The 15271-nt window shown below is 45.7% G+C and carries 16 protein-coding genes and 1 pseudogene; 3 read left to right on the forward strand and 14 right to left on the reverse strand.

Features of this window, described 5'->3' with window-relative positions; translation table 11 throughout:
• The coding region (locus B092_RS14500) for a zinc ribbon domain-containing protein (protein WP_018575553.1) at nucleotides 1-298 on the forward strand (298 nt) is incomplete at its 5' end.
• On the opposite strand, the gene B092_RS0112450 is transcribed toward B092_RS14500, so the two are convergent.
• The 9 genes from B092_RS0112450 to B092_RS14815 all read right to left on the reverse strand — a co-directional run bounded on the left by B092_RS0112450 (nucleotide 295) and on the right by B092_RS14815 (nucleotide 9041).
• A complete protein-coding gene (locus B092_RS0112450) occupies nucleotides 295-1302 on the reverse strand; it encodes an LLM class flavin-dependent oxidoreductase (protein ID WP_018575554.1) in 1008 nt (335 codons plus the stop codon). The two genes, B092_RS14500 and B092_RS0112450, sit on opposite strands and share 4 nt — an antisense overlap.
• A gap of 84 nt (nucleotides 1303-1386) precedes the next feature.
• The gene (gene trmD, locus B092_RS0112455; protein WP_018575555.1) at nucleotides 1387-2148 is read right to left on the reverse strand and encodes a tRNA (guanosine(37)-N1)-methyltransferase TrmD; all 762 of its coding nucleotides are present in this window, start codon (nucleotides 2146-2148) and stop codon (nucleotides 1387-1389) included.
• Nucleotides 2148-2825 carry a ribosome maturation factor RimM gene (gene rimM, locus B092_RS0112460; protein ID WP_018575556.1) on the reverse strand — a complete coding sequence of 226 codons (678 nt, stop codon included), beginning with the start codon at nucleotides 2823-2825 and terminating at the stop codon, nucleotides 2148-2150. Before rimM ends, trmD begins: the two co-directional genes overlap by 1 nt.
• Nucleotides 2826-3011: 186 nt before the next feature.
• Nucleotides 3012-3266 (reverse strand): 30S ribosomal protein S16, encoded by a 255-nt coding sequence (gene rpsP / locus B092_RS0112465; RefSeq protein ID WP_018575557.1) that lies wholly within the window; start codon nucleotides 3264-3266, stop codon nucleotides 3012-3014.
• Between the two features lie 149 nt (nucleotides 3267-3415).
• Nucleotides 3416-4813: an SLC13 family permease gene (locus B092_RS0112470; protein ID WP_018575558.1), complete on the reverse strand. Its 1398-nt coding sequence runs from the start codon at nucleotides 4811-4813 to the stop codon at nucleotides 3416-3418.
• Nucleotides 4814-4918: 105 nt separating this feature from the next.
• Entirely contained in the window at nucleotides 4919-5155 is a 237-nt protein-coding gene (locus B092_RS0112475) for a sulfurtransferase TusA family protein (protein ID WP_018575559.1), read from the reverse strand.
• Between the two features lie 127 nt (nucleotides 5156-5282).
• The gene (alaS, locus tag B092_RS0112480; protein WP_018575560.1) at nucleotides 5283-7901 is read right to left on the reverse strand and encodes an alanine--tRNA ligase; all 2619 of its coding nucleotides are present in this window, start codon (nucleotides 7899-7901) and stop codon (nucleotides 5283-5285) included.
• Between the two features lie 102 nt (nucleotides 7902-8003).
• Nucleotides 8004-8390, reverse strand: coding sequence for a TrbG/VirB9 family P-type conjugative transfer protein (locus B092_RS0112485; RefSeq protein WP_018575561.1), 387 nt, complete (start codon nucleotides 8388-8390; stop codon nucleotides 8004-8006).
• Nucleotides 8391-8513: 123 nt separating this feature from the next.
• Nucleotides 8514-9041 (reverse strand): DUF2818 family protein, encoded by a 528-nt coding sequence (locus tag B092_RS14815; protein ID WP_018575562.1) that lies wholly within the window; start codon nucleotides 9039-9041, stop codon nucleotides 8514-8516.
• 302 nt (nucleotides 9042-9343) lie between these two features.
• Between B092_RS14815 and B092_RS0112495 the strand changes: the two genes are divergently transcribed.
• The gene (locus B092_RS0112495) at nucleotides 9344-10453 is read left to right on the forward strand and encodes an S-(hydroxymethyl)glutathione dehydrogenase/class III alcohol dehydrogenase (RefSeq protein ID WP_026253778.1); all 1110 of its coding nucleotides are present in this window, start codon (nucleotides 9344-9346) and stop codon (nucleotides 10451-10453) included.
• A gap of 13 nt (nucleotides 10454-10466) precedes the next feature.
• Nucleotides 10467-11300: an S-formylglutathione hydrolase gene (gene fghA, locus B092_RS0112500; RefSeq protein WP_018575564.1), complete on the forward strand. Its 834-nt coding sequence runs from the start codon at nucleotides 10467-10469 to the stop codon at nucleotides 11298-11300.
• 168 nt (nucleotides 11301-11468) lie between these two features.
• Here fghA and B092_RS0112505 read toward each other — a convergent pair whose 3' ends face one another.
• The 5 genes and pseudogenes from B092_RS0112505 to B092_RS0112525 all read right to left on the reverse strand — a co-directional run bounded on the left by B092_RS0112505 (nucleotide 11469) and on the right by B092_RS0112525 (nucleotide 15270).
• Entirely contained in the window at nucleotides 11469-12806 is a 1338-nt protein-coding gene (locus tag B092_RS0112505) for a type II toxin-antitoxin system HipA family toxin (RefSeq protein ID WP_018575565.1), read from the reverse strand.
• Nucleotides 12807-12817: 11 nt separating this feature from the next.
• Nucleotides 12818-13117 (reverse strand): helix-turn-helix transcriptional regulator, encoded by a 300-nt coding sequence (locus tag B092_RS14510; RefSeq protein ID WP_018575566.1) that lies wholly within the window; start codon nucleotides 13115-13117, stop codon nucleotides 12818-12820.
• Nucleotides 13118-13241: 124 nt separating this feature from the next.
• Nucleotides 13242-13493, reverse strand: a pseudogene (locus B092_RS15270) (HigA family addiction module antitoxin).
• 162 nt (nucleotides 13494-13655) lie between these two features.
• On the reverse strand, nucleotides 13656-14681 hold the full coding sequence (locus B092_RS0112520; RefSeq protein WP_018575568.1) for an FAD:protein FMN transferase: 1026 nt from the start codon (nucleotides 14679-14681) through the stop codon (nucleotides 13656-13658).
• Nucleotides 14682-14694: 13 nt separating this feature from the next.
• Nucleotides 14695-15270, reverse strand: coding sequence for a nitrous oxide reductase accessory protein NosL (locus B092_RS0112525; protein WP_018575569.1), 576 nt, complete (start codon nucleotides 15268-15270; stop codon nucleotides 14695-14697).
• Nucleotide 15271: the final 1 nt, after the last annotated feature.

The raw sequence follows: 15271 nt of genomic DNA on the forward strand, positions 1-15271 counted from the left end.
ACTGACTTGGCTAGGTGGAGAGCTCCTTGCTGTGAACCCCAGAAACACCAGCCGGACTTGTCCCTGCTGCGGCTACGTTGCCAAGGAGAATAGGCGTAGCCAAGCGTGCTTCAAGTGTATGGACTGTGATTTTGAGGAAAACGCTGACGTAGTCGGCGCGATCAATGTGTTAAGGGCGGGACACACCCGGTTAGCTTGTGCAGAGACTTCGCCTGTAGGTAAGGGCGTCGGGCCAAGAACCCACCGAAGCGAGTCAGGCGATAGGCGCCTGAACGCCGTAGGAATCCCCGTTCTTTAGGACGGGGAGGATGTCAAAAACTGCTTTAATACATTAGCACTATGACGCAACGACTTGATACGGGCATCAATATCAAAAATTCGAGCATGCACCATTAATTCATCAACCGGTACTTTATTTAAAAACTGTTCTAATTGAAAAGCCACTGTTTTCTCTGAACCCACAAAAGAATACCGTAGGTGACCATCGACCGCATGCTGCTCCGAAGCATTAAGTGACTCATAGTATCCCTCGATCGGTGCCTGTAATTTCTCATTACGATTACGGAATAAGGCCAATACACTCTGTTGATGTGTACTGAACCAATAACGCGCCTCCTCATCTGTTTCAGCGACAACCATATTGACCGCGGGCATCGCGTAAGGCTTTTGCCAATCCGCTGAGGACTTAAACTGCTGACGGTAAACGCGTAAAGCATCGTGCAGCATATTAGGTGCGAAATGCGATGCAAAGGAGTACGGCACACCCAAATAGGCCGCTAATTGAGCACCATATAGACTAGAACCCAAGATCCATGTTTGCACCTCAGAACCTACACCGGGATACGCCTTAATTCGCTGCCCCTCTTGTGGCTCACCTAGGTACATCTGCAATTCTTGGACATCTTCCGGAAAGGACTCCGCTGCCGCTCGCAAGTCACGACGTAAAGCACGCGCTGTGGCTTGATCCGTACCCGGTGCCCGGCCCAACCCCAGATCCACACGCCCGGGATAAAGCGCATCCAAGGTACCAAACTGCTCAGCAATCACCAAAGGCGAATGGTTTGGCAGCATCACGCCACCAGCACCGATACGAATCGTTTTAGTACCTGCGCCAATGGAAGCTAAGGCAACTGACGTAGCGGAACTGGCGATGGCCGGAAAGTTATGATGCTCCGCCATCCAGAAGCGATAATAACCGTGCTCTTCTGCCGCTTGAGCTAACTGTAATGATTTGGCGAGAGCCTCTTTGGAACCCTCACCCTCAATAATGGACGAGAAATCCAATACCGAATAGGCTTGCATAATCTATTCCTCATAATATAAATGATGTTGAAATCATATGAGGACAAGCGCTTAATTATCAAGCAATGACTACCGACTGAGAAACTAATTCGCTATAGAGGTAGATGATAACCGCTCTAGAAAGAGCAAGTCTTTTTTTGATAAAAGGCCGTTATCTTTGGCCTGCTGAATAAGATCGGGACGGCGAGCTGCGGTTAGCGCCAAAGAGCGCTCGCGACGCCATTGCGCAATGTTGGCATGATGCCCCGACAACAACACCGGCGGCACCGACTCCCCCTCAAACACCTCGGGACGAGTGTAATGCTCACAATCCAACAAGCCCGAAAGCTCGCCATGAAAAGAATCCTGGAGCGCCGACTGTTGATCATTTAATACTCCGGGCAACAGGCGAATCGTTGCGTCCAACACAGCTAAGGCAGCAACTTCACCACCCGACAAGACAAAATCACCAAGAGAGACTTCCTCATCAACATAATGATCAATAAAGCGCTGATCAATTCCCTCATAGCGACCACAAACAAAGGTCACCCTAGGTAACTGCGAAAGCTCTTGCGCTTTGACTTGGGTAAATGGCTTACCGGCTGGGCTTAACAAAATGACCGGACCTGTACCACCATGCTGCTTAATATCATTAATTGAATCGACCAACGGCTGAGCCAGCATAAGCATACCCGGACCGCCCCCATAAGGCCGATCGTCAACCGTCTTATGAACATCATGGGTATAGTTACGCGGATTCCAAGCACTAAGAGACCACTTACCCTGCTCGTGCGCCCTACCTGTTACGCCCATGGTAGTGAGCGCCGAAAACATATCAGGGAATAGACTTATGACATTGACCTGCATTAGAAATCCAGTGGCCAGTCAACCTTAATATATTGATTTTCTAAATCAACAACCAACACATGCGCCTCAACAAAAGGCACCATACTTTGCTGATGTCGACCCTTAGCTGTTAGGAGTGGCTGTGCCTCACCCCCCGCGACACCATCGACATAACGATCAACATGCAATATGGCATGAACGCCATTGTCAGATAATTCCTTGACCTGCCCCAACAACACCGGCGAGATCTCGGACTGCCCACCCTCAGCCGTGACCTGAGCATCAACGGTATAAACCCAGCAACCGATCAAATCGACCCAATAGAACTCATCAGCGTCTTCTTGGGGAAAATCAGCACGCGACACAGAGATCACCATCCCCTTGAGGTCTTCAGCAATATCCCTATCAGCGACACCAACAAAAGAGGCGATTAAACTATCAGAATGCCAACGACAATGCTCTACCTGCACCAAACGATGTGGCACAGGGCTCGCCGCCACCTGAGCACTACGAGCAGCGGGCATGCGGCGTGGCTGCAACCACCATTTATCAACTTTCGCCAACACCGAATCTGCAGCGTATGGCTTAATCTTAACCATACCGCGAACGCCAAAAGCTCCTGTGATATGGCCTAACTCGACCAAATCCTCAGGAGTTGATATATCAGCTTGCGCCTTATTAGAAAATGGCTTGCTCATCAAATATCGCTTTTACCGTAGATTAAAAACGAGATTGACCGCCAGCATACTGACGGTCAATCAAACCCCCTAAGACAATGGCTCAGGCAGCAAACAAACTGCAACAAAACCTAAATCCTAGAAGATAAAAATCCAAACACTAACTAATCCAACTAGCGCTAATCAAGCAAACAGTGCCTAGCTCAATTAGGCAGCTTGCTGCTTAGTGTACTCTTTAGCTAAGCGAGCTACAGTCTCTGACAACTGAGCACCTTGCTCTTTCCAGTACTCTAAACGATCTAACGCGATACGTAATGACTCAGTACCTTCAGGAGCTACTGGGTTGTAAAAACCTAGACGCTCGATAAAGCGACCATCGCGGCGATCGCTACGATTAGCTGCAACAATAGTATAAAACGGACGTTTTTTAGAGCCACCACGGGCTAAACGAATAACCACCATAGGTGTACTATCCTCATGAAATAATAAAAATTTATAAAACTAAGCCCTAGAGTATAACAACTTAAGATCCATTAATGCAATCAACTCACGCACCTAGGGGAAAAAGTGTCGCCTTTTCCCCCAACTCTTTGCCAATGACTAACTACCGCCTATACGACAAAAAAATAAACAAAGAGAGAAATGACAAATACACTAATGATATTGAGCACGAGGCCCGCACTGATCATTTCTCGCTGCCTAATTAGGCCACTACCAAAAACAATCGCGTTTGGTGGTGTTGCCACCGGCAACATAAATGCACAAGAAGCACCGACACCGATCACAACGACCAAGACCTCAGGCGGCATACCCATTTGTGTTGCCACACCGGCAAACACCGGCACCAATAAAGCCGCTGACGCTGTATTACTGGTAAACTCGGTTAAGACAATAATAAAGACACAAACGATAAATATAATCAGTAACGGATTAGCCCCGGTAAAGGTATCCGCCACCAATTGCCCTAGCACCTGAGATGCGCCGGATACTTGCATCACGCTACTTAGCGTAATACCGCCACCAAATAGCAGCAACACACCCCAGTCAGTATTATCAACCACATCCTTCCAACTCGCGCAACCAAGCACCACAACCAGTACTGCCGCTGCCATCGCAATCAATGAATCGGTACCGGTAGTACCTAATAATGCCGTGATTTTAGAGCTAAAAATCCAGCTTAACGCAGTCACCAAGAAAAGCAATGCGGTCACAATCCGGATGGGAGTCCACTCAACTGCCTCTTGATCCTTAAGCTCACCCACTGATTTATCGAATTTTGGTCGGAACACGAACCACAATGTCGCGATCATGACCGGCATCAAAATAATCGTCATCGGTATGCCGATCTTCATCCACTCAGCAAAACCCCAACCTAACTCGCGCGCTGTAATCGCATTAGGCGGTGAACCGACAAGTGTCCCTAAACCACCGATACTGGCACTATAAGCCACGCCAAGCAGCACAAACACATAACTATTATGGTGCTTGGTACGGTCCAAATGGCTCATCACTCCTAGCGCTAAAGGCAACATCATCGCAGCAGTCGCCGTATTACTGATCCACATGGACAGAAAAGCTGTCACAGCAAAAATCAGCAAAGCAGCAACCAACATATTACCACCGGCTAAAGACACCAGATAAAACGCAATCTTACGGTCCAGTTTCTGCATATGTAAGGCGGTCGCCAAAGCAAAACCACCAAAGAAAATAAAAATCACCGGATCTGAGAAATTACTCAATGCTGACTTAGTCGTCAATCCATCAAAGCCCATGACCACCGCAATAATCGGGATCATCAGTGCAGTCACAGAAATATGAACAACCTCACTAAACCATAAAATGGCTACAAATAGTAGAAGCGATAAGCCTTTATTGACATCATTATCAAAAGGCAAAATCGAGTAAAGCAAATAGGACAAAACAAGAGCGATCAATGCCGTGCCGGCTGCCTTAAAGCTGCCACGCGGCATAAACCGTGTCATTTGTATATGTGGTTTGGGTTCTGTCATGATTACAACTCCATTAAATAGAAAATCGGTCTCCACCCTCTATGTCATGGTGTTCTAAACATCGCTGAAGGACTTTATAATTAATTAGCCTTCTTATGAGTAAAACTAGCGACGCTTAATGTAATGCTCAACAGTGTTTTCGTTATCTTTTTGAGCGATTAATTCATTTTTAGATTGAGCACAGAACGCCTGAAAGTCCCCCCTCGCCTTGGGATCGGTAGTGATCACTTTTAGAATCTGACCGCTCTCCATCGTCGACAACGCCTTTTTCGCTCTCAAAATAGGCAAAGGACAAAGTAAATTCTTAGCTTCAACCACCTGATCAAAAACGATCTCGGCCATCAATCAACCCCCTATAAAAACCAATTAAATCAACCAGTTACAACAATGCCCCAGCAATTTACCGGGGCACTAATGCAAAGATTGGAAGAGTATACCACCTTTTAAAAAAGGTGCAAGTAATTGTTACTTAATTTAGTTGACCTTTAATCCAAGGCAAGACCTGTTCCAATGCGCTAGGTAAGGCAGCCACGTCAGAACCACCTCCCATGGCCATATCAGGGCGTCCTCCGCCCTTACCGCCAACCTTCGAACACACCAGAGAAACAATCTCGCCCGCTTTAAATCGATCGGTCAGATCCTTGGTCACGCCAGCGGCAACCGACACTTTATCGCCACTTGCTGTTGCCAACACAATCACCGCTGACGTTAACTGATCCTTAAGCTGATCAATCATACCGCGCAACTCTTTACTCTCAACACCATCAACTGCTTTGACCAGAAGCTGAACACCATCGACCGTCACCACCTCTGAACGCAGATCAGAGCTGGCAGCAGACGCTAATTTAGCTTTTAACTGGGCCACCTCTTTTTCTAAGCTACGGACATGCTCCTGGGTCGACTTAACGCGCTCAACCAAATCAGCTGGACTGGCCTTTAACACCGCGGATGCTTGATGTAATTGCTGGTTAAGACCATTGACCCATGCCAAGGCATTGGTACCGGTAATCCCCTCGACACGACGAATGCCGGCAGCAATACCGCCCTCGGAGACAATCTTAAACAGACCGATATCACCGGTGCGCTCAACGTGCGTACCACCGCACAGTTCGCGAGAAGTACCGATATCCAATACACGCACCTCATCTTCGTATTTCTCGCCAAAGAGTGCCATCGCACCACCGGCAACCGCCTCATCAAAACTCATATGCGCTGTCTGGACAGGCGTATTATTGAGAATTTCTTGATTAACAATCGCCTCAACACGAGCAATCTGCTCAGCCGTCATCGGTGCATCATGAGAGAAGTCAAAACGCGTCTTATCTGCATCGACCAGCGAACCCTTTTGCTGCACGTGATCACCCAACACCTCGCGTAAGGCCTTGTGCATAATATGAGTGACGGAGTGATTACGGATCGTTTTCTGACGCTGGCGGACATCAATTTTTGCCTCCAGCTCATCACCTACCTTGATCGTACCCAGACTAACCACACCATAATGGCCATGGACGTGAGGCAAAATCTTTTGCGTATCTTCTACCGAAAACTGTGTACCGAAACCACTTAACACACCGGAATCACCTACCTGACCACCGGACTCGGCATAAAACGGCGTTTGATTCAGTACAACGACTGCTTCCTGCCCTTCCTCGACCTGATCGACCTGGGTACCCTCGACATAGAGCGCAAGGACGGTGGATGTGGATTCGGCTTTTTCATAGCCTTCAAAAAGGGTTTCCTCACCCTCGTAGCTAAGCTGTTGCTTCGCTTTAAACTTACCGCTTGCACGCGCCATTTCGCGTTGCTTATTCATGGCTAAGTCAAAGCCCTCTTCATCGACCTCAAGACCGTGCTCACGGCAAACATCTGCCGTCAAGTCAAAGGGGAAGCCATACGTATCATATAGCGTAAAGGCCACCTGACCATCCAAACGATCGCCCTCTTTGAGATCCGCGATCGCACGACCCAAGATATCCATGCCATTAGAGAGGGTCTGTAAAAAACGCTGCTCTTCTTGGAGTAAAGTTTTGCTAATACGCTCACCCTGATCTACTAAAGCCGGATACGCTTCGCCCATTTGCTCAGCAAGATCGGTCACCAGTTTATGGAAAAAAGGACTGGTTTGACCTAGTCGATAACCATGACGTAAGGCACGACGAATAATACGACGTAGTACATAGCCGCGCCCCTCATTACCCGGCACAATACCGTCAATAATCATAAAGCTACAGGCACGAATATGATCGGCGATAACTTTGAGTGAACTATTTTCTAAATCATCTGTGCCGGTTTCGCGTGCAGCCGCTTTGATTAAGTGCTGGAAAATATCAATCTCGTAATTGGAATGAACATGCTGCAGCACCGCAGAAATACGCTCTAAACCCATACCCGTATCAACACAAGGATTAGGCAGAGGATGCATCACGCCATCCTCGTCACGATCGAACTGCATGAACACTAAGTTCCAAATTTCAATGTAGCGATCGCCATCTTCCTCGGGTGATCCCGGAGGGCCTCCCCAAACCTCAGGGCCATGGTCATAGAAAATCTCTGAACAAGGACCACAGGGACCGGTATCAGCCATCTGCCAGAAATTATCAGAGGCATAGCGCGCGCCGCCATTGTCCCCAATACGGATAATGCGCTCTTCGGGTACACCGACTTGCTTGGCCCAAATATCATATGCCTCATCATCTTCGGCATATACAGTCACCCACAATTTCTCGGCGGGCAAGCCATAAACCTCGGTCAATAACTCCCAAGCATAGGCAATGGCTTTTTCTTTAAAATAATCACCGAAACTGAAATTACCCAACATTTCAAAAAAAGTATGGTGACGTGCGGTGTAACCGACATTTTCTAAGTCGTTATGCTTACCACCTGCTCGCAAACAACGCTGTGATGATGTCGCACGCTGATAAGGTCGAGAATCACGTCCGGTAAACACATCCTTAAACTGCACCATACCTGCATTAGTAAATAACAAAGTAGGGTCATTAGACGGCACTAAAGAGGATGATGGAACAATGCTATGCCCCTTGGACTCGAAGAACTGGAGAAACTTACTACGTATTTCGGATGCTTTCATTGACTACCGCTATTTAATAGAAAATATTATGATTAACCCTAGATTATAGCGACATCCATAGAAAATCGGTGTAATTTCAAGACATTGGCAGCCTAATTACAACTACTGCCCATGCTTAAAGGTGGCATAAGACTGCTCGCCCCCAACCGTAAACTGTAACTGAGGCCAATGATTTTTAATCACTAAATAGGGTAACTGACGATGATAACTGAGCACGTGACGCTGACCATCGGTGCCTATCCCTATGATCACCGGTAGCTCTCGATACTCGGGCCACTGAACCCACAACTCATCTGAGGCGCTAAACACCTGTAACGGCTGCGCTGCAGCTGCACCACTGAGCTGCCAATCAAAAGAATAATCATGAAGCTGCCGGCTGGCATGCTCCCAACCATGGTAGTGACGCTTACGCTGCAACCAATCGGGCTGAGTGCTGCACGCAGTCAGTAAGAAAAGCAGAATAAAAAAAGAGAGAAGCTTTGAGGACATAAGTACCGCCTAGTTAATCAGATGGTACTTATTGTGAAACGATCAGCCTCCGAAGACCATACCCGCAAATACCTATGTATCCCTAACAGCCCTAATATGGCCGAAGGCTATATCACCGAGAGATTAATCGCTATCGATTTGCGTCTGAGCGATCAAACGACGGTTATGACGATTTTTAAACAAATGACGAATCACAAACCCCGGGTAAGCTAATACAATATATAAGCATAAGGCGATCGCATAAAACTGCCAATCTTGGGGGTGCGAGTTAGCATAAAAATGCTCAATAGCAAAACCGATCCCACCACTAAAAAAGAAAAAGCCTAACAGCTCAAACAACCTGACCGCAAAGCTTTTGACCCGAACTTGCTTAGCCAATACAAATATCGGTAACGCAAATAAAACCAAACTCGCTACAATGGCAGCAAGCTTAACTGTTTGACTGTGTGGACCCGCCAGCACAGTGGCTGCATAAATAATCAAAAACCAATGTACCAAAGCACGACAAACGAGCAACCAATAAGGTGTTTTGACGGACTCGCCCTCTTGACGCCAAGGAACAAAGACAAAAGACTTCTCAGTAAAAAAGGGCAGTAACGCAGTAACCCAAGCAATACCAATAACTAACCAAATCGAAGAATCTGGAAACATAAAATCAGAGCCTAAACAAATAAAATGACTATCGCTCTAGCGTGAGCGAATCCATTATTTTAACCGAAAGCATAGCGCTTAGCGTTCAACTATTGAAAGACTTGGAGTTTACAAGCTACGTAAAGTTCAATTTTTTAACAAAACGTCGAGTTACCGGCAGGACAAATTAACTCAATCACGTTTATACGCTATAGTTACTCATGGTCTTCATTGCTATTTACTCAATTAATTGAGACCATCACTTAACGTGACTGATGAAGCTCAATTCATTAGTTTTGACCATTTACTAGGAGAACAAGATGATTAAATCTCGTGCTGCCGTTGCCTTCGCAGCGGGTCAACCACTAGAAATCGTAGAAATTGATGTTGCCCCACCTAAAAAGGGTGAAGTATTAATCCGTTGCACCCATACCGGCGTTTGCCACACTGATGCTTTCACTCTCTCAGGTGAAGATCCAGAGGGTGTATTCCCTGCTGTCTTAGGTCATGAAGGCGCAGGTATTGTGGTCGAGGTGGGTGAAGGTGTCACCAGTGTCAAGCCCGGCGACCATGTTATTCCTCTCTACACTGCAGAGTGTAAAGTATGTGAGTTTTGCACTTCAGGTAAAACCAACCTCTGCGTTGCCGTACGCGAAACGCAAGGTAAGGGCTTGATGCCTGATGGCACAACTCGCTTTTCTTATAAGGGTGAGCCGATCTATCACTACATGGGCTGCTCAACCTTTAGTGAATACACCGTCGTTGCTGAGGTGTCACTGGCTAAAATCAACCCAGAAGCCAATCCTGAGCATGTGTGCTTATTAGGTTGTGGCATTACCACTGGTCTAGGTGCTGTACACAATACGGCCAAAGTGCAAGAAGGTGACTCCGTGGTAGTCTTCGGTTTAGGTGCCATTGGTCTCGCCGTTATTCAGGGCGCTCGTCAAGCCAAAGCAGGTCGCATTATTGCGGTTGACATCAACGCGGATAAATTCGAACTGGCTAAGCAATTTGGCGCGACAGACTGCATCAACCCCAAGGATCACGATAAACCTATCAAAGATGTATTATTGGAAATGAGTAAATGGGGGTTTGACCATACCTTTGAGTGTATCGGTAATGTCAATGTCATGCGCGATGCCTTAGAGACTGCACATAGAGGTTGGGGTCAATCAGTTATTATCGGCGTTGCCGGTGCCGGTCAGGAGATTTCTACTCGCCCATTCCAGTTAGTTACTGGACGCACCTGGAAAGGTACAGCCTTTGGCGGTGTCAAAGGTCGTACAGAATTACCCGGTATGGTTGAAGATGCCATGAAGGGCGACATTGAATTAGCTCCCTTTGTAACACACACCATGCCCCTAGAGCAGGTTAACGAAGCCTTTGACTTAATGCACGAAGGCAAGTCTATCCGCTCAGTTATTGTTTACTAATTTGGAGGTTTTAATGGAACAAAAAGAACAGCACTTGGTTTTTGGTGGCTCTCAAGAAGTTTGGGAACACCAATCCGAGATTCTTGGCTGCCCGATGAAGTTTGCAATTTTTATTCCACCTCAGGCTAAAGATAAAAAGCTGGACGTACTATACTGGCTTTCTGGCCTGACCTGCAATGAGCAGAACTTTATCACCAAGGCTGGCTTTCATCGTTATGCCGCCGAGCAAGGCGTGATTGTCGTTTGCCCTGATACCAGCCCACGTGGTGAAGACATTGCTAATGACGAGGCCTACGATCTAGGTCAAGGCGCTGGCTTCTATGTCAATGCCACGGAAGAGCCTTGGGCTAAGCACTATCGCATGTATGATTACATCCTTGAGGAGTTGCCAGGAATTATCCGTCAGCACTTCCCTGTGACAGATAAGCAGTCCATCTTCGGTCACTCCATGGGTGGTCATGGCGCGCTAGTTTTAGCATTAAAAAACCCAGAGTTCTACACCAGTGTGTCGGCTTTCGCCCCCATCGTCTCCCCTACTCAAGTACCTTGGGGTCATAAAGCCCTCGGTGCCTACCTAGGAGACAATCAAGCTGCATGGGCTGAATACGACACCGTTAGACTGATTGAAGGTGGTGCCCGTATTCGCTCATTACTAGTGGATCAAGGTCTAGCGGATAATTTCTACGAGGAGCAGTTACGCACTCCCCTACTGGAAAAAGCATGCGCTGATGCAGGCATTGCAGCCGATATTCGCTACCATGAGGGCTACGATCACAGCTACTACTTTATCTCTAGCTTCGTTGCCGAGCATATCGCTTATCATGCAGAAAGGTTACAACGTACTTAGTCAGTAATTAAGCGACTTTTTATCGTTAAAAATCAGGGTTCTGACGTTAAGTTGGAGCCCTGATTTTCTGATATACAAACTTTACACTGTATTTTCATTTTACAAACCATAAGCTGTAAAGTAGACATGTACAATACAACTCCGTTTAAACAACACCTTTTAACTCGTTCAGTTTGTTGTTATTTCTGGCAGCTTTAACGTTGATTTTAATGACTCTAGTCCTGCTTGCCAAAACCTTAGCATATTACTTCCTACCTGATTTGCAAACTCTGGTTGCTGATGGCAGTAAATGGACAGTTCTTGTGCAGCTTGAAAAACTCCATTTTCTATTTCTGCCAGTATTTCCCTAGTACGTTCAGGCAATAAGCCACAATGTCGCAAAGCAAATAATTCTAATTTTTTACGAGTAGGATAACGTTTACTACCGTCAAGTATTAGGGCTAACATATCCTTAGGTATATAAGCGTTTGTCGTGCAAAGATCAAATGCAGGTGATAAGAGAACATCAGGTTCTTCGGCTCCACTATTCACCTCATCATAAAGAACAGAAAAGTTTTTCAAATGAGCGTCACCATTGCGAATAACACTATTAAACGCTATGGAGCGGAATAACTCTTCCATATCATTATTACGGTAATGGGGCGACACAAAAGTTGAAAGTGTTTTTATTACTCTTTCGTAAGAAAGGGTATATTTATCTTTAGACGTTAAGCCATTCAATACACAGAAGTCTTCTAGACCTAATAATGACAACTCACTGTTTGATTCGGTTTTTCTATCAAAACGAGAGACAACAAGAATTTGACCTCCTTTCAGAAGGAGGAAATCAGGCACACCAATATTAGACAGGCGAGCTGCACGTAAACAATAAAACTCATTAGCAGCCAACCATAGATACTCCTTTCCTGATGTTTTTATAATACTACTTGATGTTTTAAAAGTTATTTTTAGATCCTGTCCTGGTGCATCTTGATCACTTAATTTTTTAATGCTTTGTTCGTCAATATCAATTAGCGCTTTGGGTTGTACGCCAGCAATACCCGAAACATGGGCTGTCTCTGTATACAGTTGAAGCAACAAATCCTCAGTATCCTCACAGTCGACGAGTCGCTGTAAATCAAACGTTGAGTCTACTTTTTTTGCAATCCCACCATATGTAATACGACCAATCATAGTTTGGCCAACGATGGAGAGTAATGCTAACTCATTAAATGAACTAATTACCTTGCTATATTTTTGTATTAGAAATGAGCGTAACCCTCCTTCTGGTAAATTCATGTCAAAAATCGGATGTAAAGAATCATCACGATAATGAAAATAAGGAGTGGTTCTGACGGGCATTGTGAGTGAGACGAAGTCAGTGCTTTTTGTGTTAGCGTAGTATTGGAACGCATATCCTAGTGATTGTTTTTCAATTACTCCAACCGCTCTGTTATTCACAAAAACCTCAAGAGCAATTGAGTTTTGTTGCAGTTCTTGTGCTGAGATGCTGTATGAGTTTGCCATCGTCCCTCCCCTTAAACTCGCATTTTTCTACCGCTAAGTCTTTCTAACTCTGCTTGTTTTTCCGCCGCTCTCTCTTTTTGCAATTCGTCTAAGGTAGGTCGCTTAACGCGAATAGGAGTAGCCTGTAGCTCAAGACCCAAAGCACCTAATAAGGCCATCACCTTACGAATACCCAAGTCCGATACTTGCCCCAGCTCTAGCTGGCTCACGGTACGACGACTGACACCTACCTTCTTAGCAAGAGCTTCTTGAGTCAAGCCTAGCGCTTTACGTTCAGTACGAATTAATTCACCTATTTCAAATAAATCCATAAATATCAACAAAAAAAGAGAAATATACTTATCATTATATGGTTAAATGATGAAAAAGATAAGTATATTTCTCTTTTAAGACAATCCGAAGTTAAGGGTTTGTCTGCAACAACTCAGCAAATGCTCACACTAATGGCCTCTCTTTTTGCTCGGCTCGCCACAAATCATACTGTCCTTGCATCTTAATCCACATCTCAGCGCTAGTTCCTAGCGCATCCCTTAGATGCTAGGCCATATCAGCAGATATACCAGCTGAACCATTTAAAATTCGAGAAAGAGCAGCTCGAGTTACGCCTAAGCGTGAAGCAGCTTCAGTAACTGTTAAATCACCTAAGTACTCACGCAATACGATTCCTGGATGGGCTGGATTATGCATACGCATTTGAATTCTCCTAGTGATACCATTAAAACTTTTTATTATATGTATAGTGTATAGCATCAATGCTCACAAATTCATAATCACCAACAAAAAAATCAGGGACCTAGCCCACCGCCAAATCCCTGATTTACTCCCACCCACAACACAACAATCAAATACTTACATCAACTCATACCATTGACGGTCTTGATTTAATACATATGCCTCAACCCCTGATAGCTGCTTTAATGTTTCCTTTATCACGGCTAGTGGCATCACGGAGAAAGCCGTCGCTAGTGCATCCGCCTGAGTTGCGGTATTAGCCACTACCGTAACACTTAGGTAACGGTCATCCGACTGCAAAGTCGCAGGATTGAATATATGACCGATATTATTTTCATAGCTCAAAAAAGTGCCTTTAGCTGAAGAAGTAGCCATCGCCTGATTAGCTAAACTGAGTTGATGCAATAGCTTCTGCGCATCATCAGGGTCACTGATGCCCAACCTCCAAGCTTCTTGACCCGCTGGTAATAAACCACGTATCTCGCCCATATTAATCAAAGCATGGTCCACACCTTGTTGTTGTAGCAACGCGGTGACCCTATCGGTGATAAAACCCTGTGCAATCCCATTAAGCGTAATGGCTTGACCCGGTTTAGCTAAGCGTATGTAGTCAGGCGCTAGTTGAATCCCCTCCCAACCAAGTAAATACTTTACTCGTTGAGCCTCGCCTAACAGCATCTCTGGTGTCGCCTTTGGCTGTGTCATCAGAAAATCTCGGTAAGTTTCCCAAAGAATCTGTACCGTTGGGTCAAAGGCACCTTGAGTTAACTTCACATGCTCGTCAGCCAAGGACATGAGCCAATAAAAATCATGGGCAAAGTCTCTCACCTCACCATCACTATTTAAGCGACTCAGCACGCTGTCGTCACGATATAAGCTAAATAATTGCTCCTGTCGTTCGACTTCGTGTAAAACTGCTTTAAGTAGTCGCTGCGCTTCCTGCTGATCCTCATGATAAATCTTGAGCTGAGCGTCAGCACCCAGGGCAATGCCACGCCACTCCAGAACCTCGATATCACTTACTAGACCGGCACCAACCGCCCTACTACTAGCCATTGCAGCCAATGGCAATTGGGACAAAACCGCTGAAGTGCAAAATAAGCCTATGATTTGTCGACGTTTTGTTTGAAAATGCGTGTTCATGTTTACTCACCTTTTAGTGATGCTGATGATGATCATGTGCTGGCGCACTATGTCCATGATGGTCGTGAGGCTGTGATTGTAATGGCTGCTGAAACACAAAGGATTCAGGCATCTCGTCAAAGGTGACGACACGCCCACCATGCTCTGCTACATATTCTTCAGCCATCGCTCGCTCTTTAAAGGGTAAGGCATCAGCACTACCCATACCACCAATAAATGAGCTTTCAATCACATAAAATGCGCTTTTAGCTTCTAGCCAATGTTGATTAGATGAGTGATCAGTCCAGTCCTGTATACCAGAAGCATCGTTAACATACATGGCAACGATATTTTTAGGTTCTTCCGGCAATAAGTTAAAAGCAAATAGCTGATTCACCTCAGTAAACCAGATTGGCTCCTCCTGATCCGCTAAGAACAAATGTGATTTAGGACCATCGTGCTCAGCTAAGAACATATGACAAAAATACCCGGTTGACTCATCACTGATTTGAGCCGCTTGAGGCCCTGCCTCAGGCTCGACGCTTTGCTTACACGCCACCAGACTAAAACACAATAAGACTGCGCCCAACACTTTAAATTTTAATTTCATT

Origin of the sequence: Oligella ureolytica DSM 18253 (assembly GCF_000373745.1) — a bacterium.
Taxonomy (GTDB): Bacteria; Pseudomonadota; Gammaproteobacteria; order Burkholderiales; family Burkholderiaceae_B; genus Oligella; species Oligella ureolytica.

Coding starts and splice junctions, on each gene's coding strand:
- B092_RS0112450 (WP_018575554.1), bottom strand. CDS start 1,302: ATGCAAGCCTATTCGGTATTGGATTTCTCGTCCATTATTGAGGGTGAG.
- rpsP (WP_018575557.1), bottom strand. CDS start 3,266: ATGGTGGTTATTCGTTTAGCCCGTGGTGGCTCTAAAAAACGTCCGTTT.
- B092_RS0112505 (WP_018575565.1), bottom strand. CDS start 12,806: ATGGCAAACTCATACAGCATCTCAGCACAAGAACTGCAACAAAACTCA.
- B092_RS0112485 (WP_018575561.1), bottom strand. CDS start 8,390: ATGTCCTCAAAGCTTCTCTCTTTTTTTATTCTGCTTTTCTTACTGACT.
- rimM (WP_018575556.1), bottom strand. CDS start 2,825: ATGAGCAAGCCATTTTCTAATAAGGCGCAAGCTGATATATCAACTCCT.
- alaS (WP_018575560.1), bottom strand. CDS start 7,901: ATGAAAGCATCCGAAATACGTAGTAAGTTTCTCCAGTTCTTCGAGTCC.
- fghA (WP_018575564.1), top strand. CDS start 10,467: ATGGAACAAAAAGAACAGCACTTGGTTTTTGGTGGCTCTCAAGAAGTT.
- B092_RS0112525 (WP_018575569.1), bottom strand. CDS start 15,270: ATGAAATTAAAATTTAAAGTGTTGGGCGCAGTCTTATTGTGTTTTAGT.
- B092_RS0112470 (WP_018575558.1), bottom strand. CDS start 4,813: ATGACAGAACCCAAACCACATATACAAATGACACGGTTTATGCCGCGT.
- B092_RS14510 (WP_018575566.1), bottom strand. CDS start 13,117: ATGGATTTATTTGAAATAGGTGAATTAATTCGTACTGAACGTAAAGCG.
- B092_RS0112475 (WP_018575559.1), bottom strand. CDS start 5,155: ATGGCCGAGATCGTTTTTGATCAGGTGGTTGAAGCTAAGAATTTACTT.
- B092_RS14815 (WP_018575562.1), bottom strand. CDS start 9,041: ATGTTTCCAGATTCTTCGATTTGGTTAGTTATTGGTATTGCTTGGGTT.
- trmD (WP_018575555.1), bottom strand. CDS start 2,148: ATGCAGGTCAATGTCATAAGTCTATTCCCTGATATGTTTTCGGCGCTC.
- B092_RS0112520 (WP_018575568.1), bottom strand. CDS start 14,681: ATGAACACGCATTTTCAAACAAAACGTCGACAAATCATAGGCTTATTT.